The sequence below is a fragment of the Profundicola chukchiensis genome (assembly GCF_029664245.1).
Taxonomy (GTDB): domain Bacteria; phylum Bacteroidota; class Bacteroidia; order Flavobacteriales; family Weeksellaceae; genus Profundicola; species Profundicola chukchiensis.
Map to the genome: position 1 here is coordinate 1 of NZ_JANAIE010000010.1, position 22,995 is coordinate 22,995.

Genomic DNA, 22,995 nt, shown 5'->3' on the forward strand with positions numbered 1-22,995 from the left:
AAGGATTCAAATGTCTATAGCAATGATAATATGTGAAAAGTATATTCGACCCCGACGGGGTCGTAAAACCATTACGAATAATGGAATTTATAAATATTTAATCCCTTCGGGATTAATGAAGTAATTAAAATAGACAATCGACGCCCTATAATTAACTAAAGTAGCTAAACATGAATCCGAAGGATTCAAATAATTATAAAACAATCGATGATAAGTAATCCGACCCCGATGGGGTCGAACATTTTCCCAATTTAATAGAATCTACTTCATCCCATAAGATTTTTTGTAAATGCTTTCAGAACTTACCTAAACATAGTAGGATTGCTCAAAGACTTGTGGAGTTGGAAATGTGAGTTGAATATATCTTAGCAGAAACTTATAAAATACAATTTCTGAAATCGACGATAGGAGATTCATTCATACCTATGAAATAATAACAAATAATGAATAAAGCAATTCAAATGATAAGAAATAGAATTTTTTGATTTAGAGTTATAAAAGCTGTTTGCATGCTTCGGTGATTCTAATTATCAACTTTTTTCTTGAAACAAATATTATAATAAGATAAGGATATTTAATTCTAATATCTTGTGGTAGTAGGTAGATTTTGTTAAATTTGAATAAAGCGTAAATGTTACGTTCATTCAATTTCAGGTGTGTTTGCAATTCTTTTTTTTGCATCTATCATCTAAATTCTTTTCTATACATCATTAAAAATATTCCAATGAATAATCAAACAGAACGAAATGTAGTACCAGATGTCTTTTCACCTACACAATTGGGGCCTATCACCTTGCCAAATCGCGTCATAAAAGCAGCAACGAGTGAGGGGAGAAGCCCTAAAGGAAAAGTAACTCAAGCTCTTATTGACTTTCATCGTGGTTTTATTGAAGGTGGAACGGGAATGACTACTTTAGCTTATTGTGCTATTTCGCCTGAAGGATTTGCTGCGCCGGGAGAAATTTTGATGATTCGTGAAAATATTCCTGGTCTCAAGAAGTTTACCCGAGCTATGCACGAAGCAGGAGGAAAAGCTTCAGCTCAATTAGGTCATGCAGGACCTGTGGCTCATAAGAAGATAACGGGAGTGCAACCTGTAGCCCCTTCACGTTTTAGGAATCCTACGAGTTTTCAACTTTGTAGAGAAATCACGAAAGAGGAAATGCAGACAGTCATAAGACAATTTGCAGATGCTGCAGAAGTAGCTGCCGATGCTGGGTTTGATGCGATAGAACTTCATTTTGGTCATTTATATCTTGTTTCTGCTTTCTTTAGTCCTTGGATTAACAAGCGAAAAGATGAGTATGGAGGTTCACTTGAAAACCGTACACGTTTTGCAAAAGAAATTCTTCTTGCTGTTAAAGAACGTGTTCAGGATCGCTTAGCCATTATCGTTAAAATCTCTATGGATGATGGGATAAAAGGTTCTATTTGGCTAGATGAATCTACTCAATGTGCGAAAATTCTTGATGAAACTGGAGCTGTGGATGCGTTTGAGTTAACAATGGGCTCTTCGGTGTACAATCAGATGTATCTTTTCCGAGGTGAAACAGATATAGACGGTATGGCATCAACCCAAAAAGGCATATTCAAGTTGGGCGTCAAATTATTTGGTAAAATGATGCTAGGGGAGTATCCATACGAAGATTTATATATGTTAGAGTCGGCGAGACAATTTCAACCTATTATAAAGAGTGCTCAATTAATTTTACTCGGTGGAATTAACGATTATGCGCATATGGAACGAGCAATGGGGTATGGGTTTTCTTTTGTGGCCATGGGTAGAGCCTTGTTACGAGAACCGGATTTAGTAAATAAACTAAAAACTAAATCTCAATTGGAGGGAAGATGTATTCATTGCAACAAATGTATGTTTAGCGTATTTACCACCACAAATTGTGTATTTACCAAAGACTATGCGACATCTTCTAAAGAGGCGATATAGACATGAATTGTTAAGCTAAGTTAGATCTATGAATAGGATGGTTTACACGCATATTCTTTATTTTATCCAAATCATGAGTATTGGTTAAATAATAAAATAAATGCTAAATCGAAATTCGGATTTTATTAAATTGGGGATTGAAAAATTTTAATCATGACGCTGGATAAATTTAAAGAGAGATTTGAATTATTAGTATTCATTTCAGTATACCTTGGTTATTTAATTCAAATAATAATCTTCGCACCCCCTGATGGAATTTTAATTTTTCTTGGAATTTTTGCCTTAGCAATGATATTATTTTTAAATATTATGTTTAGCTATCCATTAGTAATAGTTCATCACCTTATTTACTTTATGATGATTTCAGATTTAGTAGGGTATGAAAATTATGAAAAGGCTATAACAATAAATACTATTTTCTTTCTGCCATTTTATGTAGTGTTAATTTATACGCTAATTTCTCTGTTCATTTTTGACTTGGATTCGCGACTAGAAAAAATATTGAAAAAAATAAAAATATAAAAGCATTCTTAAAACCGCTATCTTGAACATTGGTGATGATAACAAATTTCTCAATTAGAAGTTTTGGAGTTTCTAGATTATGGAAAAGTAAAAGGTAATAAACTATAACCAAAAAAACTGTTTACGATAATGCATGAAAATATTGCGTAGCCTTCGTGCTTAATCCAAGATCCTTGCTTGTTTATAGACTTCAATCTACTTGACTTTAATATCACTTGTCGCAATTATATTCATAGGATTTCATAATAATACTTAAGATAAAAATAAAGCCGTTTTAGTTGAAACTAAAGCGGCTTTGATATTTTTAAAAGCGACTTGTATTAGATTTTAATATAATCTACAATCTCTAGATCATAACCACTCAACGAACGTTTTTTGTTTGGAGATTGTGTGATTAATTTAATATTGGTAATACCTAAATCTTTAATGATTTGAGCTCCAGTACCATAATCTAACGAATCTGGTTTAAGCAATGGAGTTTGTTGATCTCCGGTTTGAAAGTCTTTAAATTGATTCACCTTCGCTTGAATTAAATCCGAACTTACAATATTGTTAATAAAAACAATAGCTCCCTTTCCTTCCTCATCTATAATCTCAGTAATTCGCTTCAATAGTGGTGTTTCACCAAATTGTAGTGAAGAAAATAAATCATAATAAGAGTTGGTAGATTTCACACGAACCGGCACAGCTTCTTCTTCGCTCCATTCTCCTTTAACCAAAGCAAAGTGAATCTGCTCATTGGTTTTTTGCCTAAAGGTGATTAATTGATAATCCCCAAAGAAAGTTTTAATCGGAAACTCCTCAATTCGCTCAATCAATGATTCATGTTGCAATCGATAAGCGATTAAATCTTGGATAGTAACCAACTTTAAATCAAACTTATCTGCAATTTCTCTTAATTGAGGAAGTCTTGCCATCGTACCATCTTCGTTCATGATTTCTACAATCACACCACCTGGTTTAAGACCGGCTAAGACCGTTAAGTCAACAGCAGCCTCAGTATGACCTGGACGACGTAATACACCTCCTTTTTTAGCTCTCAGTGGGAATACATGCCCCGGACGACCTAATTGACCTGGCGTTGTATTAGGATCCATTAAAGCTTGAACTGTTTTCGCTCTATCTGCTGCAGAAATTCCGGTAGTTACTCCATGCCCTAATAAATCTACAGAAACCGTAAAGGCTGTTTCCTTAGGATCGGTGTTTTTACCTACCATAGGATGTAGTTCTAATTCCTCGCATCTATCTTCTGGTAGGGGAGCACAATGCAATCCACGACCGTGAATAGACATAAAATTGATTATCTCTGGCGTAATTAATTCAGCAGAAACCACAAAATCTCCTTCATTTTCTCTGTCTTCATCATCCACGACAATGACCATTTTTCCTTTCTTAATTTCTTCAATAGCCTCGGAAATGCTATCTAATTTAATATCATTCATGATCAAATTATTGGTATCTGGCATGTTCTTTTTTCTTGGTTCCAAAGATAGCAAAAAGCTTTCGGAATGGTTTAATATATGACTCAATATCGAAGATATCTGAATCGGTCATTGCTTTATAAGTAAAATACAATCCCATAGGGAAGAATACGATGACGGGAGACCAAGATGCCCAATACGGGTCTAGTTCTCCGTTTTTAGCTAAATTCTCTGTGTACATATATACCAAGTAGAATAAGATAAATATAATAATCGCTACAACCACAGGCATTCCCACACCACCTTTTCGAATGATTGCCCCTAATGGAGCTCCAATTAAAAAGAAGGCGATACACATCAGTGCATTGGAATAGTTTCGCACCAAAACCAAAACATGTCGAGCATTGTTTTTGTTTCTACCTGAAATCTCTGACTTAGTAGCATTGTAGAAGGTTTTATCTCTTTCTACTTCAGCAATTGCAGATTTATAAATACTAATTCTGTCTTCCTCTTTTACTTCTTCTAGATTGGGTAGGGGAATAGCTTCAGTTTGGTGTTGACTCACTGAATCTAGCATATAATATCTAGGAAGAAGAGTCTGATATCTTTCATCAAACATCTTAACATAGGTGATCGAATCATTCATTTTTAAGGTATCAATCCTATTCACCAAATCCTTAGAGTTCATGAATTTATAATGATCGGTTACCTTTTCATCTTCAATCGCTTTTTCTACCAAGGCAGACACATCAATGTACTGCACCATGGTATCAAATTTAATCTGTCTAAAGGGTTGTCTTTTTAGAACTTCGCGAGATTTATTATGAATTTCGTCTTCATAAAAATAACCTTCAAAAAGAGAAAGTCTTAAAAAACGTTGATCCTCTGCAGGTTCAAATATTCCTCTACTGGCAACAATGGTTTGTTGATTTTCGAAGGCGTTTACATCTTTATGAATAAAAACATCTTCTACGAATTGTCCGTCATCACCCGACTTATCACCAACTTTCATAGAAAAACCAGGGATTCCCATTACGAAAACTCCTGGTTCAAAATTCACTGCAGGTTTTGTCCTTGCAATGTTAATTAACATGTTTCTTGCTTTCTGCTGCGATTTGGGTACTACATAATCAGAGAAGTAATATAATCCCACTGATAGTAGCGAAACCATAATAAACAACGGCAGCATAATTCTACCTAAGGAAATCCCCGTAGACTTCATGGCAGCGAGCTCATATCGCTCTCCAAACCCACCAAAAGTCATAATCGCGGCTAATAAGATGGTCAAGGGCATTACCAATTGAACCACCGAAAGACCTAGATAGAATAGAAGCTCGAAGATGGTGACCATATCCAATCCTTTACCGGCAAACTTTTCCATTTCTTGCCAAGCAAATTGTACCATAAAAATAAAGAACAGTACGCTGAATATAAATATGAAAGGACCAAAATAGGTTTTGATCGTATACCAATCAAGCTTCTTAAGCATATAGATTATTAGATTTCTGAGATATAAAAGTCTTTATAGAAAGCTTTGTTAAAACTCAATAATGATTTAGGAACAATAATATCATTCAATTGTTTCTCAACGGTAATCGTTGTAGTGGTATTGTTGGTGTTGGTTTCAACCAATTGTACCAACTCATTGTTTGACTTATCAATTCCTACCAAAATATGTTTGATGCTAGCTTTATTTGTTGGAACTAGCTTAACAAAAGTAACATTTCTACCATTTACTTTCTTGGTTTGATCCATAGAAAGCGTATATCCTTTTTTGTACATTTCCAACACTCGGGTAGGGGTGAACAACTCGTCGCTATTTGCTTCTGGAGAAGTTACAGTTACTTCTTGTTGATCTGTAGCAATGGTATATAATTTTTTACCATCATAAATCTGCTTAATGTCCATTTTAGGAACCGATAGGTTATATTGGTTTCCTTTTATGTAAACCTCGCCATTATAAGAATCTTTGGTTTTAGCTTGTGTGTTTTCTAAGACACTGCTAAACTTAAGATACATACTAGATTTAGTTTGGTAATTCGCTGAAACTTGATCTAAAAGACTTTTAGCTTCTGAACTATTTTGTGCAAATATTGGTGTAATTAGCAATACTGCAAAAAGTGTATAAATTAATTTTTTCATGATTTTAAATTTAATCTATGCCTCATTATTCAATATTTGTTCCAAACTCACTTCATCCTTTACCAGTACGTCACGCGCCTTACTTCCCTCAAAGTTTCCAACGATACCGTTAGCCTCTAATTGGTCAATAATTCTACCAGCGCGATTATACCCAATTTTTAATTTTCGTTGTAGGAGAGAAGCCGAACCTGATTGTGACGCAACGACAATTCTCGCCGCATCATTAAATAATGAATCTCTGTCATTTGGATCAACATCCAATGGGTCACCACTTCCGCCGTCTTCTCCTTCATACTCTGGAAGCATATAAGCATCTGGATAACCTTTTTGACTACCGATGTAATCTGCTATCTCATCTACTTCAGGAGTGTCCACAAAAGCACACTGAATACGAACCAAATCATTTCCAGTTGTATAAAGCATATCTCCTTTACCAATCAACTGATCCGCTCCACCTGAATCTAAAATTGTTCTTGAATCCACTTTGGAGGTTACTCTAAAGGCAACTCTCGCTGGGAAGTTTGCTTTTATAATACCTGTAATTACGTTCACAGATGGACGTTGTGTAGCGATGATTAAGTGAATTCCCACCGCACGCGCTAATTGTGCAAGACGAGCTATAGGTTGTTCTACTTCCTTACCTGCAGTCATGATTAAATCCGCGAACTCATCCACCACCAATACGATATAAGGCATAAATCTATGTCCGTTTTCTGGACTCAGCTTTCTAGCTTTAAATTTCTCGTTATATTCTTTAATGTTACGAACGTAGGCATCTTTTAATAAGTCATAACGATCGTCCATTTCAATACAAAGAGAGTTCAGTGTATGAATTACTTTTTGGTTATCGGTAATAATCGCATCCTCTGAATCTGGAAGTTTAGCTAAGAAATGTCTTTCAATCTTGTTGTAAAGAGCTAACTCTACTTTCTTAGGATCGACCATCACAAACTTCAACTCAGCGGGATGTTTCTTATATAATAAAGAAGTAATGATAGCATTTAATCCTACCGATTTACCTTGCCCGGTAGCACCTGCCATCAACATGTGAGGCATTTTTGCTAAGTCAACGACCAAGGTTTCATTAGAAATAGTCTTACCAAAAGCAATAGGCAACTCCATTTTAGAAGTCTGAAACTTCTGAGATGAAATCACCGAACGCATACTCACCATTGTTGGGTTAGAATTCGGAACCTCAATTCCAATCGTTCCTTTCCCTGGAATAGGCGCAATAATTCTAATACCTAAAGCACTTAAACTTAGGGCAATATCATCTTCTAAGTTTTTAATCTTAGAAATTCTTACCCCCGCCTCGGGTACAATTTCATATAAAGTAACTGTTGGCCCGATAGTCGCTTTAATCGAATCGATGTTAATACCATAGTTACCCAAAGTATCAACGATTTTATCCTTATTCGATTCTAATTCAACTTGGTCAATAGATACATCGTTTCCACCTTCGTATTCTCTCAGTAAATCTAGGGTTGGGAACTTGTATTTTGATAGTTCTAAAGTTGGATCAAACTCACCAAATTTCTCTACCAATTGATTACTAACACTACCATCGGTTACAGCCTCTTCTTTTGTAGTTTCAACCGTTAAAGCAACATCACCTTCTTTATGAGGTTCAATAATGATTTCTTTAATTTCAGGCTCAAAAACAACTTCCTGTTTCTTTTCCTCTTTAGGTTGAGACGTTGGGCTAGATTTTGGTTTTTCTTTTTTCTGAGAACTTGCCGAAACCTTGAATGGCTCTAATTCGTCATCAGATGTTGTTGTATCAAAAGCCTTCTTAGGAGTAGCTGCAGGTATCGGAGTTTCTGCTGCAATTTCTTCTTGTGAATCTTCTTCAATAAGCTCTTTCTTAGCAGATTCTTTTTCTTTCTTAAGTTCTTGTTTTTTAGCTTCTTTCTTCTCTCTACGTAAATCTTTAGCTAAACGGTCTTCTTTTATCTTGTTGGCAATTTTTTCTGGTGTAATTCTCCATTCCAGCACAGCAAATAACAAGAAAGAAAATGCTAAAATTAAGATGATTCCTAAAGAATCTACCAAGTCCATTAAGTACTTCTTTAACACAAATCCCATTCTACCCCCAAAGTTATCATGTTCTGGAAAGGTGAAGCTAAAGAATAATGGCATCCAAATCAGGAAGAACAACATATTAAGTGTTGTGGTTAATATTTTGAACTTTTTAAGTTTGAAAATAATTAAAACCCCAACTAATACTAACCATAAAGAAATTAATATTGCTGAAGCACCCAAACCTTTATAGATAAACATGTCACCTAGCCAAGCACCTAATTTTCCAAATATGTTATTAACTTCAAAAGTTTCGTCGTTCCATGTACCTATTTGACTTTGATCTTCTTTCCAGTTTATAAGGTGTGAGATAAAAGATAAAAACATTACCACACCTGTAAAAACAAAGATGATACCTGTAACCATTCTTACCATGGCCCAGTTTATTGTAATTTTAGGTTGAGGTGTATCTTTAGTTTTCTTCGCCATTCAATAGTGTATATTCCTGCAAAAATAAGAAATTAAAAGTGGTAGGTGAAAAAAGATTTAAAGGATTATGTTGGTTTGAATTTATTTAAAAAGTGTATTTGTGATAAGAAGTTTAAATTTGAGTTTTTAAATGCAATTTTCTTTTCAAAACATAGGTTTTTATTCTTTTTTTAAAGATATTGCTTAAATAATTATTGTATATCGTGAAGTTAAAATTTAAAGTTACTTTTAATAGTGTCGTTGGACAAAATATATTCATTACCGGAAGTTGTAAGGAACTTGGCAACTGGGACAAAGACAAGGCGATAGCCCTAAGTTATTCTCATTTTGCCCAATGGTCGGTAGATATGAAAATAAAGTCTAAGGATTTTGAATATTTATATTTCATAAAAGATGATCGTGACCAGAGCATCACCGAGGAATGGTCTAAACGTAGTTTTTCTGCATTGGGTTCTAAGGATAGTTATATTTTAAAAGATGCTTGGAATTATCCCAACCTGCCTGAATTTAATTTGAATACTGAATTTTTTGAGCATATTGGTGTTGACATTCCTGTCACTGAGCAAAAAGTAAGTAAAAAACATACCCATCAATTCAATATTTCTTTTAGACCACTACATCCTAACGAATCTGTGTATTTATTAGGAAGCATTGGGGAATTAGGAAGTTGGAACGAAGAAAATGCCATTCCTATGCATTGGGATGGTAAAGGGAAATGGTCTGTTAACCTTGATTTAGCTCAAGTAAATCATCAGTTTTCTTATAAATACTTAGTAGTTAATCCAGAAACAAATATTCTAAAATATTTTGAAGAAGGAGAAAATAGAATAGGTTTACCCTCTAATGATGACGAATTTATCATTCAACATGATACAGGATTTAGACAACCTCAGCATAAAAAATGGAGAGGAAGTGGAATTGCGGTTCCTGTGTTTTCGTTAAGGTCTGAAAGAGGCTTAGGTGTTGGAGAGTTTTTGGACTTAATTGAATTCGGGAAATGGGCTAAAGAAGCTGGATTTTCTATGGTTCAAATCTTACCAATTCATGATACAACAGCTAAATTTGACTGGACAGACTCTTATCCATATGCAGCAATTTCGGTTTATGCATTGCACCCGATGTATTTGAACTTAAATGCACTTAAATTTAAGTTATCAGCCAAAGAATTAAAAGAAATTGAAGCCAAAGCCAAGGAATTAAATCAGCATGATAATGTTGATTATGAGTTGGTCAACAATTTCAAAACTAAATTTTTAAAGAAATACTTTAAAGAAAATAAAGAAGCTATTTTAGGAGATAAATCCTTTAAAGCTTTCTTGAAAGATAATGAAGAATGGGTGAAGCCTTACGCTGCCTTTTCGGTATTAAGAGATAAAAACAAAACAGCAGATTTCACTCAATGGAAATCGAATTCAAAAAGTTCTAAAGCTACTTTAACAAGAATGTTTGGTGCTAAGAGCAAGGACTTAGACGCTGTTATGTTCTACGTTTTTGTACAATGGCAATTGCACGAGCAGTTATCTAAAGCTGTAGATGAATTACATAATTTAAATTTAACCTTAAAAGGAGATTTACCTATCGGAATCTATCGCCATAGTGTAGATGCATGGTGGAATCCAGAGTTATTTCACATGGATCAACAAGCCGGAGCTCCGCCAGATGACTTTGCTGTATTAGGTCAGAATTGGGAATTCCCTACCTATAATTGGCCTCGCATGAAGGAAGATGATTTTGCTTGGTGGAAAAGTAGATTCCAATTTATGTCAAGGTATTTTGATGCCTTTAGGATAGATCATATTCTTGGTTTCTTTAGAATTTGGCAAATTCCTTTAAGCGCAACTCAAGGTATTTTAGGTCGTTTTGAACCAGCATTACCTATTAGTTTAGATGAATTAAACTTTCGTGGAATTCACTTAGACCTTGAACGTTTGGTTGAACCTTATTTGCATTATGATTTGATCAGATTGTATTTTGGTTCGGAAACAGAAGAAGTAGTACATACTTATTTTGATTTTAAAAACGATCTTGGTGAATTAAAGTTCAAAGAAGAATACAATACACAGCGAAAAATTAAAAATACTTTAGCTGCAGATCACGGACATTTAGAGCGTTTGTTGGAATTAGCAGCGAATGTATTGTTTATTAAAGAAGATGCCGATGAAGTAAGATTACATCCGAGGTATGGCATAAATGAAACCAATAATTTCAAATGGTTGCCAAAAGATACCCAGGATAAATTATATGCCTTGTACTTAGATTATTTCTATAATCGTCAAGAACAATTCTGGAAAGCTAAAGGTCTAGAGAAGCTTCCTGCTTTAAAACAAGCTACTAATATGTTGACTTGTGGAGAAGATTTAGGGATGGTTCCTAAGGTTGTTCCTCAAGTGATGAATGATTTAGCGATTATGTCATTACAAGTACAGAGAATGCCTTCAGACGAAGAACTGAAGTTCTCTAATCCGCATCACGCACCATATTTGTCGGTAGTTTCTCCATCTTCACATGATACATCTACACTGCGCCAGTGGTGGAAAGAGGATAGAGAAGCTACACAGTATTTTTATAATACTATGATGGGTAAAAAAGGAGCTGCTCCTGAAGAATTATCAGAGGAATTGCTTTCGATTATTGTTGATCAGCATTTATATTCGCCTGCTTTGTTGTCTGTAATTCCATTGCAAGAGTTCTTGGGAATGCATTCAGAACTTAGAAATCCAAATGAGGAAATTGAGCGAATAAATGTTCCGGCTGTTTTCCCACATTATTGGAGATATCGCATGCATGTGAATATTTCTGATTTAATTAATCACAAAGAGTTTACAAATATGTTAAAAGACCGCCACGCAAACGCGGGAAGAGGATAAACTGTAAATTTAGTTTATTACAAAAGGCTCAAAGTTTTTATAACTCTGAGCCTTCTTTTATTTATAGATGTTTAATGAAGTTGGTTAAAAATATTTACTTAACGTCTTCTGAAAACTTTAAAACTTTATCTTTTAATAAAGGATAAGGAATCAAACCAGCTTGTCTTTCATAAACCTTGTTTTTATAAATATATAAAAGCGTTGGAACAGATTTAATTTCAAAATGTTTTGCTAGGGCAGGATTTGCATCAATATCAACCTTGGCAATAAGTGCTTTTCCTTGTACATCTTCTTCCTTGACCAAGCGATTAATCAGAGAAACCATTACATGACAAGGTTGACACCAAGTTGCGTAAAAGTCTAAAACAACTGGTTCGTCTGAATTAAAAACCAAATCATTGAAGTTGGAATCTGTAATTTCAGTTGGTTTTACTTTCTTTTTCGATGAAAATAAGTTGAACATATAATATCAATTTTTGTAAAAATAAGATTATTAGATTATTTATCCCCAAAGTTTGTGCAGATAATCAATTCAAGCCTATATAAAGGTCTTCGATAAATCATGTTTAAACTCATCTCTGAGAAATTGCTAAATTTCCCAAAACATTCTCATATTTGTGATCTCAACCATATTTATGTTTGCAACATTCTTATTTCACGAAAATTTCTCCCTTCTCATTGAGGTAATTGGAACGATTGCTTTTGCTATGTCTGGGGCTTTTGCAGCGATGCAATATAAGTTAGATCCTTTTGGTGTATTAATTATTGCCTTTGCCACGGCCGTTGGAGGAGGTACCATTCGTGATTTGTTGTTGGGTGCTCCTGTTTTTTGGATGCACGATATGCTTATCTGTACGGTGATTTTTGTTACTGCTATATTCTCTATGATTTTTAGGTCGGTGGAGAAAAAGTACAAGAATACGTTATTTATTTTCGACTCCATTGGACTTGGACTATTCACAATTATTGGAGTTCAAAAAGGATTAGAATTTGGACATCATCCAGTTATTTGTCTAACTCTAGGAACTATAACAGGTTGTTTTGGTGGAGTTTTAAGAGATATTCTTATCAATCGTATTCCACTATTATTAAGAAAAGAAATTTATGCAACTGCCTGTATTATAGGTGGTACAGCATTTATTATCATGACTTACATTCCTGGGTTCTCATCGCAATTAGTGCAAATTTCTACTATCCTGATTATTATTTTAATCAGAAGTATAGCAGTGAAATACAGGCTTCACATTCCTAAATTTTATCTTAATTAATTTTAAAGCTTAGTTTAAGATTCGACTTGTTCTTTTAAGGCTTTAATTTCGTCTCGTAAAGCAGCTGCTTGAATAAAATCTAAATCTTTAGCAGCCTTTTCCATGGCTTTTGTTTTTTGCTCAATTAACTTTTCAATATCTACATCATCACCATATTCAGGACGCTCTGATGCTGCCATAATAACCGCCGATTTCTGAACATATGGATTTTTCTCGAAGTCAGCCTCGCGCTTAATTCGATTAATCTTCTTCACTAATGGCTCTGGTTTCTTGTTGTGATCTGTATTATATTGAATTTGAATTTCTCGTCTACGCTCAGTTTCGTCAATGGTCTTTTGCATAGAGTCAGTAATCTTATCTGCATACATAATTACACGTCCATTTACGTTTCTCGCAGCTCTACCAGATGTTTGTGTAAGAGATCTATGGCTTCTCAAAAATCCTTCTTTATCCGCATCTAAAATAGCCACCAAAGAAACTTCAGGCAAGTCTAAACCTTCTCTCAATAAGTTTACACCCACCAAAACATCAAATTTCCCGATTCTTAAATCTTCCATGATTTGAACACGATCCAAAGTATCCACATCAGAGTGAATATATTGAGTTCTTACACCATAGCGCGTCAGGAACTTAGTCAACTCTTCAGCCATTCTTTTGGTTAAAGTCGTAACAAGGACACGCTCATCAATTTCAGCACGCTTTTGAATTTCTTCCATCAAATCATCCATTTGATTTAAAGAAGGACGGATTTCAATCGGTGGATCTAATAATCCTGTTGGACGAATAATTTGCTCTACCACAACACCTTCGGATTTTTCTAATTCATAATTAGCCGGTGTTGCAGAAACATATATTACTTGATTTTGTAAAGCTTCAAATTCCTCAAACTTTAATGGTCTATTGTCCATGGCAGCCGGTAATCTAAAACCATAATCCACCAAATTCTCCTTACGACTTCTATCTCCACCATACATTGCATGAACTTGTGGAATCGTAACGTGAGACTCATCGATTACCATTAAATAATCATCTGGGAAATAATCCAACAAACAGAATGGACGTGTACCTGGTAGTCGGCCATCTAGATATCGAGAATAATTCTCAATTCCAGAGCAATAGCCTAACTCTTTCATCATCTCCACATCGAATTCAGTTCTTTCTTTCAGCCTTTTAGCTTCTAGACTCTTACCGATATCCTGGAAGTATTCAACTTGTTTTCCTAAGTCAATTTGAATCTGATGAATTGCACCTTTCATCGTGTCAGGAGAAGTAACGAAGATGTTCGCAGGATAAACATTCATCTTATCAAAACTGGAAATTCTATTTCCGCTTCCTACAGAAAAGGACTCAATTTCTTCGATTTCATCTCCAAAGAAATGAACTCTAATTCCATCGTCTGCGTAAGCTGGAAATATTTCAACAACGTCTCCAAGAACCCTAAAATTACCACGACCAAAGTCTACAGCACTTCTAGAGTACAAGGCATTTACCAAATTATGTAAGAAGTGAGTTCGAGCAATTCTTTGGCCTTTCTCAATATTAATTACGTTTTTATGAAACTCGGTTGGATTACCAATACCATATAAACATGAAACAGATGCTACCACCAAAATATCTCGTCTTCCTGATAGAAGAGAAGAGGTTGTACTTAATCTTAACTTTTCAATCTCCTCGTTAATGGATAAATCCTTTTCGATATAGGTTCCCGAAGTTGGAATAAACGCTTCTGGTTGATAGTAATCATAGTATGAAACAAAATATTCAACCGCATTGTCGGGGAAAAACTCTTGAAACTCCATATATAGCTGAGCCGCCAAAGTTTTATTGTGCGCTAAAACAAGGGTTGGTTTTTGAACTTCGGTAATCACATTGGCTACCGTAAATGTTTTACCCGATCCCGTAACACCTAATAAAGTTTGGTACGGATCACCTTGATTCAAACCTCGGGTTAATTCCTTAATGGCTTGTGGTTGATCACCTGTGGGTTTATAGTCAGATTTAAGCTTAAATTGCATTTTGCAAAGATAAATATTTCAAACGCCTATACCTTAATATAAGGTCATGAAAGCTAGAATTTAGCTATTATTTAAGAATAAAGCCATGGGATTTATGATGAATCGAATTTTTTAAATGATTCTTGAGTGAGTTTAAGTGAGAATAAGTCTTAAGGCTATCTTAATATTCCCTTATTATAACTAGGTATTCATTCAAATTTGATAATTTTACAACTATGAATGAATTGCTAAAAGCCCAATATGGCTACTTATTTAGTCCAGAACTCTTACAGGAGATTGAAGAATTAGGAGTTTATCGTGAGTTTAAAGCTGGCGAGGAAATCATGGACTATGGTGTGACTTTTAAACATTTACCGCTATTATTAGATGGTGCCATTCGTATCTTAAGGGAAAATGAAAATGGACAAGAGTTATTGCTTTATTTTTTAGAAAGAGGTGATACTTGTGCTTTTACATTAAACTGCTGCATGGGAAGCAAGCAAAGTGAAGTGAGAGCCGAGGCTGAGACCGATGTTAAATTAGTAATGATTCCGATTCAAAAACTTGATGAATGGATGGTTAAGTATGATGAATGGAGAGCATTTGTTATGCAAAGCTATTTCGAGAGAGTCAATGAACTTTTAGATGTTGTTGACGCAATGGCTTTTCAACAATTAGATCAAAGGGTTTATCAATTCTTAAAAGACAAAGCCATGGTTTCGGGTGATACCAACATTATTGTTACCCACCAAGAATTAGCAAGTCATCTTAATTCGTCTAGGGTAGTTATCTCTCGATTACTTAAGAAATTAGAAAATCAAGGAAAAATAGAAATTGGTAGAAATCAAATTAAACTATTAGATTTCTAGAAAGTCAATTGTAACTTAGATTACGATACAAGGCTTAGATTAATACTAAATTTGTAAAAACTTTAATATGAATATAGAACAAATATATACGGGTTGTTTAGCACAAGGGGCTTATTATATTACTTCTAATGGAGAAGCTGCGATTATAGATCCATTAAGAGAAGTACAACCTTATTTAGATAAATTAGAAAAGGATAATGTAAAACTTAAATACATTTTTGAAACTCACTTTCACGCAGACTTCGTGAGTGGACATCTAAGTTTGTCTAAGAAAACAAATGCACCTATCGTGTATGGTCCAACAGCAGAACCAAATTATGATGTAATTGTTGCAGAGGATAATCAAGAGTTTAAGGTTGGAAATGTTACGATTGTAGCCTTACACACGCCAGGACACACCATGGAAAGTACCACTTATCTATTAAGAGATGAGAACGGGAAAGATGTAGCAATTTTCTCAGGAGATACTTTATTCTTAGGAGATGTTGGACGTCCTGATTTAGCTCAAAAAGGAAACGAATTAACATCTGAAATGCTAGCAGGTATTTTATATGATAGTTTAAGAAATAGAATCATGCCTTTAGCTGATGACATTACAGTTTATCCTGGTCACGGTGCTGGTTCGGCTTGTGGTAAAAACATGAGTAAAGAAACCGTTGATACTTTAGGGAATCAAAAAGCTACCAACTATGCTTTGAGAGCGGATATGACCAAGGAAGAGTTTATTGAGGCTGTATTGGATGGAATTGCTGAACCACCAGCTTATTTCCCGATGAATGTACAGATGAATAAATCTGGTTACGATGATTTTGATGAAGTTAAAGAAAGAGGTTTAAAAGCTTTATCACCAGAAGAATTTGAATTAGTTGCCAATCAGAATGAGGCCTTAGTTTTAGATGTTAGAAATCAAAAAACTTATTCAGAAGGTCATATTCCAAAATCTATTTTTATTGGATTGAAAGGGCAATTTGCACCTTGGGTTGGAGCTTTAATTAAAGATGTAAAACAGCCGATTTTATTAGTTACCGAAGAAGGTCAAGAAGAGGAAGCTGTTACAAGATTAGCGAGAGTTGGTTTTGATAATGTTCTAGGATTCTTGAAAGGAGGATTTAATGCTTGGAAAGAAGCTGGTAAAGAAACCGATACGGTAACTTCTATCAATGCTGAAGAGTTTGCTGAAATCTATAAATCAGAGGATATTCCAGTTTTTGATGTTAGAAAAGATGGAGAGTTCACTTCTCAACACGTTGAAAAAGCTGAACACACACCACTTTCTAACTTAAATGATCATTTAGCTCAATTTCCTAAAGAGAAAACTTTCTATATTCACTGTCAAGGAGGTTATAGGTCTATGATTGCTGCTTCTATTTTGAAGAGCCGTGGATACCATAACTTAATCGATATAGCAGGTGGATTTAAGGATATTGCACAGACAGGTATTGTTACCAAAGAAATTTGTCCATTAACAGGAGAACCTAAATAAGATGAAAAATATTATAATTATACTAACTTTTTTGTTTGCCCTAAGTTGTAAGCAAGAAGTACAAGCTCAAAACGAAGTAGGCGATGTTCTTTCAGTAGAACAATTCGAACAAGAAATTCAATCTGACGATATTCAATTGCTTGATGTAAGAACGGCAGAAGAATATGAAGAAGGTTATATAGGTGATGCCACTAATATTGATGTCTTAAAAACAGATGAATTTAAACAACAAATTCAAAAACTAGATAAATCTAAGCCAGTGTATGTTTATTGTCGCTCGGGGAAGAGAAGTCAAAAGGCTGCTGAAATTCTAGAAGAAGAAGGTTTTGAAACTATCAAAGATTTAGATGGTGGATATAATGCTTGGAGTGAAAAACATTAAGATTAATATTTTAATTTAGAACTAAATGTCCTTTGATTTATTTCAGAGGACATTTTTTAGTTTAATTAAAGGAGATTAAGCCATTAAATATCTTTGATAATTTTCTTTTAACTTATGGTAAATCTTACTAATTTTAACCCTTACAAAATTTAAGACTTGAACTTACAAAAATACACGCCCGAACAACTTCAGGGCTTTTATAAAAAGCTGTTGCTACCTCGTGTGATAGAGGAGCGTATGTTGATTTCACTTAGACAAGGTAAAATTTCTAAATGGTTCTCATCATGGGGACAAGAGGGTATTTCCGTTGGTTGTACGCTTGCTATGGACCCAGAGGAATATATGCTAACGATGCATAGAAATCTAGGCGTTTTCACTTCTAGAGATATTCCATTAAGAAGACTGTTTTCTCAGTTTCAAGGAAAAGAGAACGGATTTACCAAAGGTCGTGATCGTTCCTTCCACTTTGGAACACACGATTACAAAATCGTTGGAATGATTTCTCATTTAGGATCTCAAATGGGAGTAGCCGATGGAATCGCTTTGGCCAATAAACTAAAGAAAAACAAACAAGCTTGTTTGGTATTTACGGGTGATGGAGGAGCGAGTGAAGGAGATTTCCATGAATCCATCAACGTGGCTGCGGTTTGGCAACTTCCGGTGATCTTTATTGTAGAAAATAACCAGTGGGGATTATCTACGCCGTCTTCTCAGCAATTTAGAATGGAATCTTTTGCAGATAAAGGTATTGGATACGGAATTGAAGCAGTTTCTATCGATGGAAATGACTTTATGGAAGTTTACGAAACCGTTTCTCATTGGGCAGAAGAAATTAGAGAAAACCCTCGTCCGGTTTTAATTGAATGTAATTCATTCAGAATGCGTGGTCACGAGGAGGCGAGTGGTACGGCTTATTATCCAGAAGGCTTAATTGAAAGTTGGGAAGAAAAAGATCCGTTACCAAGATTTGAAGCGCAGTTATTAGAAAATAATATTATTGATCAAGAATTCATTGATGCAACTAAAGCTGAATTTGAGAAATTGGTCATGGATGAATTGGCGATTGCGGATGCAGAACCAAAAGTAGTTCCGAACAGAGAGAAAGAATTAGCGGATATGTATGCGCCATTCGATAACGAAGTTCATCAACCTAAAAAAGTTGAAGACCGTGAATTGAGATTTGTGGATGCCATTGCAGAGGCAATTCAAATTGCCATGGACGAACATCCGAAATTGGTTTTAATGGGACAGGATATCGCTGATTATGGTGGAGTGTTCAAGATTACCGATGGATTGTTAGCTAAATATGGCGAAGATCGCGTTAGAAATACGCCATTATGTGAAGCTGCGATTGTAGGTTCAGCGTTAGGATTATCGATTTCAGGTTACAAAGCCATGGTAGAAATGCAGTTCTCTGATTTCGTGACCGAAGGATTTAATCAAATCGTAAATAACTTAGCAAAATCACATTATCGCTGGCAACAAAATTCTGATGTAGTCGTGAGAATGCCAACCGGTGCTGGAGTTGCAGCTGGACCTTATCACTCGCAATCCACAGAAGCTTGGTTTACGCATACACCAGGGTTAAAAGTAGTTTATCCATCTACACCAGAAGATGCAAAGGGATTATTATTACAAGCCTTTGCTGACCCGAATCCTGTAATGTTCTTTGAGCACAAAAAATTATATAGAACACTAAAATCTAATGTTCCGGAAGGATATTATACTTTACCTTTTGGTAAAGCTAGATTCCATACCAAAGGTGAAGATTTAACGATCGTAACTTATGGTTTAGGAGTTCATTGGGCCTTGGATTTATTAGCTAAAAATCCTGAAATCAAAGCTGACTTAATTGATTTAAGAACATTAGTTCCTTGGGATAAAGAAGCTGTAATTGAATCTGTTAAGAAGACTGGAAAGGTTTTAGTTTTACACGAAGATGTTGAAATCGGTGGATTTGGGGGAGAAATTTCTGCAGTTATTTCAGAAACTTGTTTTGAATATTTAGATGCTCCGGTTATGCGTGTAGCTTCTATGAATACAGCTGTTCCGTTTGATGCAGAATTAGAAAAACAATTCTTACCAACTAAGGAATTAGAAGAGAAATTAATAAGGCTTTGGAAGTACTAAAGTTAAAATAAAAACAAAATAAAATCCCAAAACTTGAATATTCTCGTTTTGGGATTTTTTATTAAAATTAAATATGAGAGGTTAAGCTTCGCAGCTGCTACATTGAACTAAATTGCTCACCAAATCTTTAGAAACACTTTGGCTTCTTTGGTAGTACAAAGTTTTAACGCCTAATTTCCATGCTTCAATCATTAATTGATTGACTTCTTTAATAGATAAAGCAGAAGGAATATTTAAGTTTAAACTCTGTGATTGATCCACATATTTTTGTCGAATCGAAGCTTGTTGAATAATTTCTAATTGACTTATTTCTTTAAAGGTTTTGAAAACATCTTTTTCTTCCTGTGTCAACTCGTTTAAGTGCTGAACACTTCCTTGATTCAACATGATACTTCTCCAAGTATCTTCATTATCTAATCCTTTTTCTTCAAGTAATTTCTTCAAGTATTTATTCTTTCTCATGAAATTACCTTTAGACAAACCTGCCTTATAATAGTTACTGCTAAAAGGTTCAATACCAGGTGATGTTTGCCCTAAAATAGCGGAAGATGAAGTAGTAGGAGCGATGGCTAATAAAGTTGTATTTCTGCGGCCATAATCTTGTAAAATTTCAGGTTCGCCATAAATTTCTGCTAACTCCATTGTTGCTTGCTCGGCTTTTGTCTGAATATTTTTAAAGATTTCTGTAGTCAATTGTTTAGCTCTTAATCCTTCAAACGGAATCATATTCTTTTGTAAATAAGAATGCCAACCTAATACACCCAATCCTAAAGATCTATGTCTTTTTGCAAATCTATTCGCTGATGCTAAATAATAGTTGTTTTCAGTTTTAACAATGAATTCCTGCAGAACAGCATCTAAGAAATAAATGGCATATTTAACGGCATCTGTATCTTTCCATTCCTCGTATAATTCCAAGTTCATGGAAGACAAACAACAAATAAATGACTCTTCTTCGGTAGATGGAAGCATGATTTCGGAGCATAAATTACTCGCGTTAATCTTTAAGTTTAAATCTTTATAAACTTGAGGTTTGTTTCTATTGACATTATCTGTGTAGAAAATATATGGCAATCCTTTTTGCTGACGAGATTCCAGCACTTTTGCCCAGATATTTCTTTTATCCATGTCGCCATCTATCATTTCTTGCATCCAATAATCTGGAACACAAACGCCGTAGAATAGATTTTGAATAGGATTTCCAATGTTTTTAATGCTTAAAAACTCTAAAATATCTTCGTGATCAATGTCCAAATAAGCCGCAAATGCACCTCTACGAACTCCACCTTGAGAAATAGTGTCCATAGCAGTGTCAAACAATTTCATGAAACTGACCGCACCGCTACTTCTTCCGTTGTCGGTAACCGTACTTCCGCGAGCACGTAATTCACCAAAGTATCCCGAAGTTCCTCCACCAATTTTGGTTTGCATGATAACTTCTCCCAATTTATGCGTAATTCCTTCTATGTAATCCGGAACATGAACATTAAAACATGAAATCGGCAAACCTCTTTCTGTTCCCATGTTAGCCCAAATCGGTGAGCTTAAACTCATCCAACCATTTTCTATTATTTCCGTGAATTTTTCTTTTAATTCAGGTTTATATAATCGTTTGCAAGCTGCTGTAGTAATTCTATCTATGGCACCTTCTATTGTTTCTCCTTTTAGCAAGTAACCTCGATTCAGGATTTGCTCACTTTCGTGGTTCAACCACCAATATTTTTCCATTTGTCTATAATTTTAACAGGCTTTTTATTTTCGTCTACGGCAACAAATGTGAAAAAACCTTCAATACATTTGTCTCGCATATCATCAAACATATTTTCTCTAAATACTTGAACTTTAACCTTCATGCTTGTATTTCCGATATCAACTATTTCTCCAATCAATTCTACAATGGAATCCGCAGGAATAGGTTTATTAAAGTCAATCTGACTCGAAGAAATCGTAACTATACTTTTTCTACAAAATCTAGTTCCTGTAATAAAGGCAACTTCATCCATCATGTGCATTGCCGTACCACCAAATAGCGTGTTGTAATGATTGGTAGTATTGGGAAACACGACTTTGAATATGCTTGTTTTAGAACTAGCAATTCTTTCATCAATTGTATTTTGTGTCATCTTAAAATAAATCTAGAGCGGTAATACTTTTATCGTGTTTGGTGTAATCCACAGGACGTTTTGCAAAGAAATCATCTAAACTATTAGAGAAAACTTCTTCTTCAAACCACTTCATAGGAGCATATTGCTCTGAATTGATATGGTAAATTTTGCTCAGTCCAATTTTAGATAAACTATCATCTACTCTAAATTTCATGAAGTTCATAATATCATTTTTAGATATCATTTCGAGCTCACCATCTTCAAAAATCCAATCTAGAATTCTTGATTCTACGGACATCGATTCTTTAATGATTTCAGTGATTTTGTCTTGAGCTTCTTGATCTAAAAACTCTGGGAATTCCTCTTGAATGATATTTATAATATGAATACCTGCATTGGCGTGAATTTGCTCGTCAATAGAAGTCCAAGCGATGATATTGCTGGTATTTTTTAAGTAACCTTTAAATCTTGTGAAGTAAAGAATAATCCCAAATTGACTGAAAAGAGAAACGTTTTCAACTAAAATTGAAAATAAAATTAAAGAAAACAAATACTCTTCATTCTTGTCAGATTTAGCATTTTGTAAAGCTTTTTTAAGATAAGCGATACGATCTGAAATAGCTGGAACTTGCTCTAATTTCTCGAACTCGTTGGTGTAATTAAGCACTTCGAGTAAGCGAGAATAGGCTTCTGAATGTCTAAATTCACACTCTGCAAAGGTGCTTCCTAAACCATTAAACTCTGGTTTTGGTAAATGCTGATAAAGATTTCCCCAAAAGCTTTTTACATTCACCTCGATTTGAGCGATTGCCAACAAACATTTTTTGATGATTTGTTGTTCATGAGGCATTAAATGACTTTGAAAATCTTGCACATCGGCCGTAAAGTCAATTTCTGAATGAACCCAAAAACTTTTGTTGATGCTGTCTGTAAATTGAGTTATTTCTGGATACTCAAAAGGTTTATAGGCTTGACGTGGACTAAAAATACTCATAATATGCTTTTAATTTAAATTCTATTAAAAACATAAAAAGTAAAGGAACGAGGCTTTGAGCTAATGAAACTACTCAAGCTTTGTAGACTTTTACTTTTCATGCGAAAGATAAAGTCTTGTAGCTAAAAAGGCATTCTGGCTCAGGGATTTAAACTCCCAATACAGTTGCGCAACAGCTCACGATTCTAACGTGATTCCCCTTTGTCGTATCTCGATGAAGAGATAAATTTAGCTAAAAGAAGATTTATAATTTGACTCAAAAATAGGGATAATATTTCGACTCTTTGCCAGAAAAATGTTTTTAAGATGTGAACATATTATCAACAAAATAAAATATTTAAATCTTAAAATTTGAGTTATATACC

Annotated in this window: 17 protein-coding genes and 1 riboswitch; of the genes, 8 read left to right on the top strand and 9 right to left on the bottom strand. The window is 34.6% G+C overall.

What is annotated here, in order from left to right; genetic code table 11:
• Positions 1 to 724 precede the first annotated feature (724 nt).
• Together NLM59_RS11080 and NLM59_RS11085 are read left to right on the top strand one after the other, a co-directional pair.
• The gene (locus NLM59_RS11080) at positions 725 to 1,945 is read left to right on the top strand and encodes an NADH:flavin oxidoreductase (protein ID WP_304417848.1); all 1,221 of its coding nucleotides are present in this window, start codon (positions 725 to 727) and stop codon (positions 1,943 to 1,945) included.
• A gap of 153 nt (positions 1,946 to 2,098) precedes the next feature.
• Positions 2,099 to 2,467 carry a hypothetical protein gene (locus tag NLM59_RS11085; protein ID WP_304417849.1) on the top strand — a complete coding sequence of 123 codons (369 nt, stop codon included), beginning with the start codon at positions 2,099 to 2,101 and terminating at the stop codon, positions 2,465 to 2,467.
• Between the two features lie 320 nt (positions 2,468 to 2,787).
• Here the strand turns inward: NLM59_RS11085 and ribB are convergent, their stop codons facing one another.
• The 4 genes from ribB to NLM59_RS11105 are packed head-to-tail and all read right to left on the bottom strand — an operon-like array spanning position 2,788 to position 8,538.
• On the bottom strand, positions 2,788 to 3,909 hold the full coding sequence (ribB, locus tag NLM59_RS11090; RefSeq protein WP_304417850.1) for a 3,4-dihydroxy-2-butanone-4-phosphate synthase: 1,122 nt from the start codon (positions 3,907 to 3,909) through the stop codon (positions 2,788 to 2,790).
• Positions 3,910 to 3,916: 7 nt separating this feature from the next.
• Positions 3,917 to 5,377 carry an LptF/LptG family permease gene (locus NLM59_RS11095; RefSeq protein ID WP_304417851.1) on the bottom strand — a complete coding sequence of 487 codons (1,461 nt, stop codon included), beginning with the start codon at positions 5,375 to 5,377 and terminating at the stop codon, positions 3,917 to 3,919.
• A gap of 8 nt (positions 5,378 to 5,385) precedes the next feature.
• The gene (locus tag NLM59_RS11100; protein WP_304417852.1) at positions 5,386 to 6,030 is read right to left on the bottom strand and encodes a LolA family protein; all 645 of its coding nucleotides are present in this window, start codon (positions 6,028 to 6,030) and stop codon (positions 5,386 to 5,388) included.
• Between the two features lie 15 nt (positions 6,031 to 6,045).
• Complete coding sequence (locus NLM59_RS11105) at positions 6,046 to 8,538, bottom strand: FtsK/SpoIIIE family DNA translocase (RefSeq protein ID WP_304417853.1); 2,493 nt, start codon at positions 8,536 to 8,538, stop codon at positions 6,046 to 6,048.
• Positions 8,539 to 8,741: 203 nt separating this feature from the next.
• On the opposite strand from NLM59_RS11105, the gene NLM59_RS11110 reads away from it, so the two are divergent.
• Positions 8,742 to 11,405, top strand: a complete 2,664-nt coding sequence (locus NLM59_RS11110) for a 4-alpha-glucanotransferase (RefSeq protein ID WP_304417854.1) — start codon at positions 8,742 to 8,744, stop codon at positions 11,403 to 11,405.
• A gap of 94 nt (positions 11,406 to 11,499) precedes the next feature.
• Here NLM59_RS11110 and NLM59_RS11115 read toward each other — a convergent pair whose 3' ends face one another.
• Positions 11,500 to 11,868: a thioredoxin family protein gene (locus NLM59_RS11115; protein ID WP_304417855.1), complete on the bottom strand. Its 369-nt coding sequence runs from the start codon at positions 11,866 to 11,868 to the stop codon at positions 11,500 to 11,502.
• 172 nt (positions 11,869 to 12,040) lie between these two features.
• Between NLM59_RS11115 and NLM59_RS11120 the strand changes: the two genes are divergently transcribed.
• Complete coding sequence (locus NLM59_RS11120) at positions 12,041 to 12,673, top strand: trimeric intracellular cation channel family protein (protein WP_304417856.1); 633 nt, start codon at positions 12,041 to 12,043, stop codon at positions 12,671 to 12,673.
• Between the two features lie 14 nt (positions 12,674 to 12,687).
• Here NLM59_RS11120 and uvrB read toward each other — a convergent pair whose 3' ends face one another.
• Positions 12,688 to 14,688, bottom strand: coding sequence for an excinuclease ABC subunit UvrB (gene uvrB, locus NLM59_RS11125; RefSeq protein ID WP_304417857.1), 2,001 nt, complete (start codon positions 14,686 to 14,688; stop codon positions 12,688 to 12,690).
• 215 nt (positions 14,689 to 14,903) lie between these two features.
• On the opposite strand from uvrB, the gene NLM59_RS11130 reads away from it, so the two are divergent.
• The 4 genes from NLM59_RS11130 to NLM59_RS11145 all read left to right on the top strand — a co-directional run bounded on the left by NLM59_RS11130 (position 14,904) and on the right by NLM59_RS11145 (position 19,531).
• Entirely contained in the window at positions 14,904 to 15,536 is a 633-nt protein-coding gene (locus NLM59_RS11130) for a Crp/Fnr family transcriptional regulator (RefSeq protein ID WP_304417858.1), read from the top strand.
• Positions 15,537 to 15,603: 67 nt separating this feature from the next.
• Positions 15,604 to 17,019 (top strand): MBL fold metallo-hydrolase, encoded by a 1,416-nt coding sequence (locus NLM59_RS11135; protein ID WP_304417859.1) that lies wholly within the window; start codon positions 15,604 to 15,606, stop codon positions 17,017 to 17,019.
• A 1-nt stretch (position 17,020) separates the two neighbouring features.
• Positions 17,021 to 17,401: a rhodanese-like domain-containing protein gene (locus NLM59_RS11140; protein WP_304417860.1), complete on the top strand. Its 381-nt coding sequence runs from the start codon at positions 17,021 to 17,023 to the stop codon at positions 17,399 to 17,401.
• A gap of 156 nt (positions 17,402 to 17,557) precedes the next feature.
• On the top strand, positions 17,558 to 19,531 hold the full coding sequence (locus tag NLM59_RS11145; protein ID WP_304417861.1) for an alpha-ketoacid dehydrogenase subunit alpha/beta: 1,974 nt from the start codon (positions 17,558 to 17,560) through the stop codon (positions 19,529 to 19,531).
• Between the two features lie 81 nt (positions 19,532 to 19,612).
• Here the strand turns inward: NLM59_RS11145 and NLM59_RS11150 are convergent, their stop codons facing one another.
• From NLM59_RS11150 to NLM59_RS11160, 3 genes are read right to left on the bottom strand one after another with little or no spacing between them, the layout of a single operon-like run.
• Positions 19,613 to 21,259 (bottom strand): ribonucleoside-diphosphate reductase subunit alpha, encoded by a 1,647-nt coding sequence (locus NLM59_RS11150; RefSeq protein WP_304417862.1) that lies wholly within the window; start codon positions 21,257 to 21,259, stop codon positions 19,613 to 19,615.
• Positions 21,238 to 21,654 carry an acyl-CoA thioesterase gene (locus tag NLM59_RS11155; protein ID WP_304417863.1) on the bottom strand — a complete coding sequence of 139 codons (417 nt, stop codon included), beginning with the start codon at positions 21,652 to 21,654 and terminating at the stop codon, positions 21,238 to 21,240. The genes NLM59_RS11150 and NLM59_RS11155 overlap by 22 nt, the downstream gene beginning before the upstream one ends.
• Position 21,655: 1 nt before the next feature.
• A complete protein-coding gene (locus NLM59_RS11160) occupies positions 21,656 to 22,630 on the bottom strand; it encodes a ribonucleotide-diphosphate reductase subunit beta (RefSeq protein ID WP_304417864.1) in 975 nt (324 codons plus the stop codon).
• 108 nt (positions 22,631 to 22,738) lie between these two features.
• Positions 22,739 to 22,877, bottom strand: a riboswitch (cobalamin riboswitch).
• Between the last annotated feature and the right edge of the window lie 118 nt (positions 22,878 to 22,995).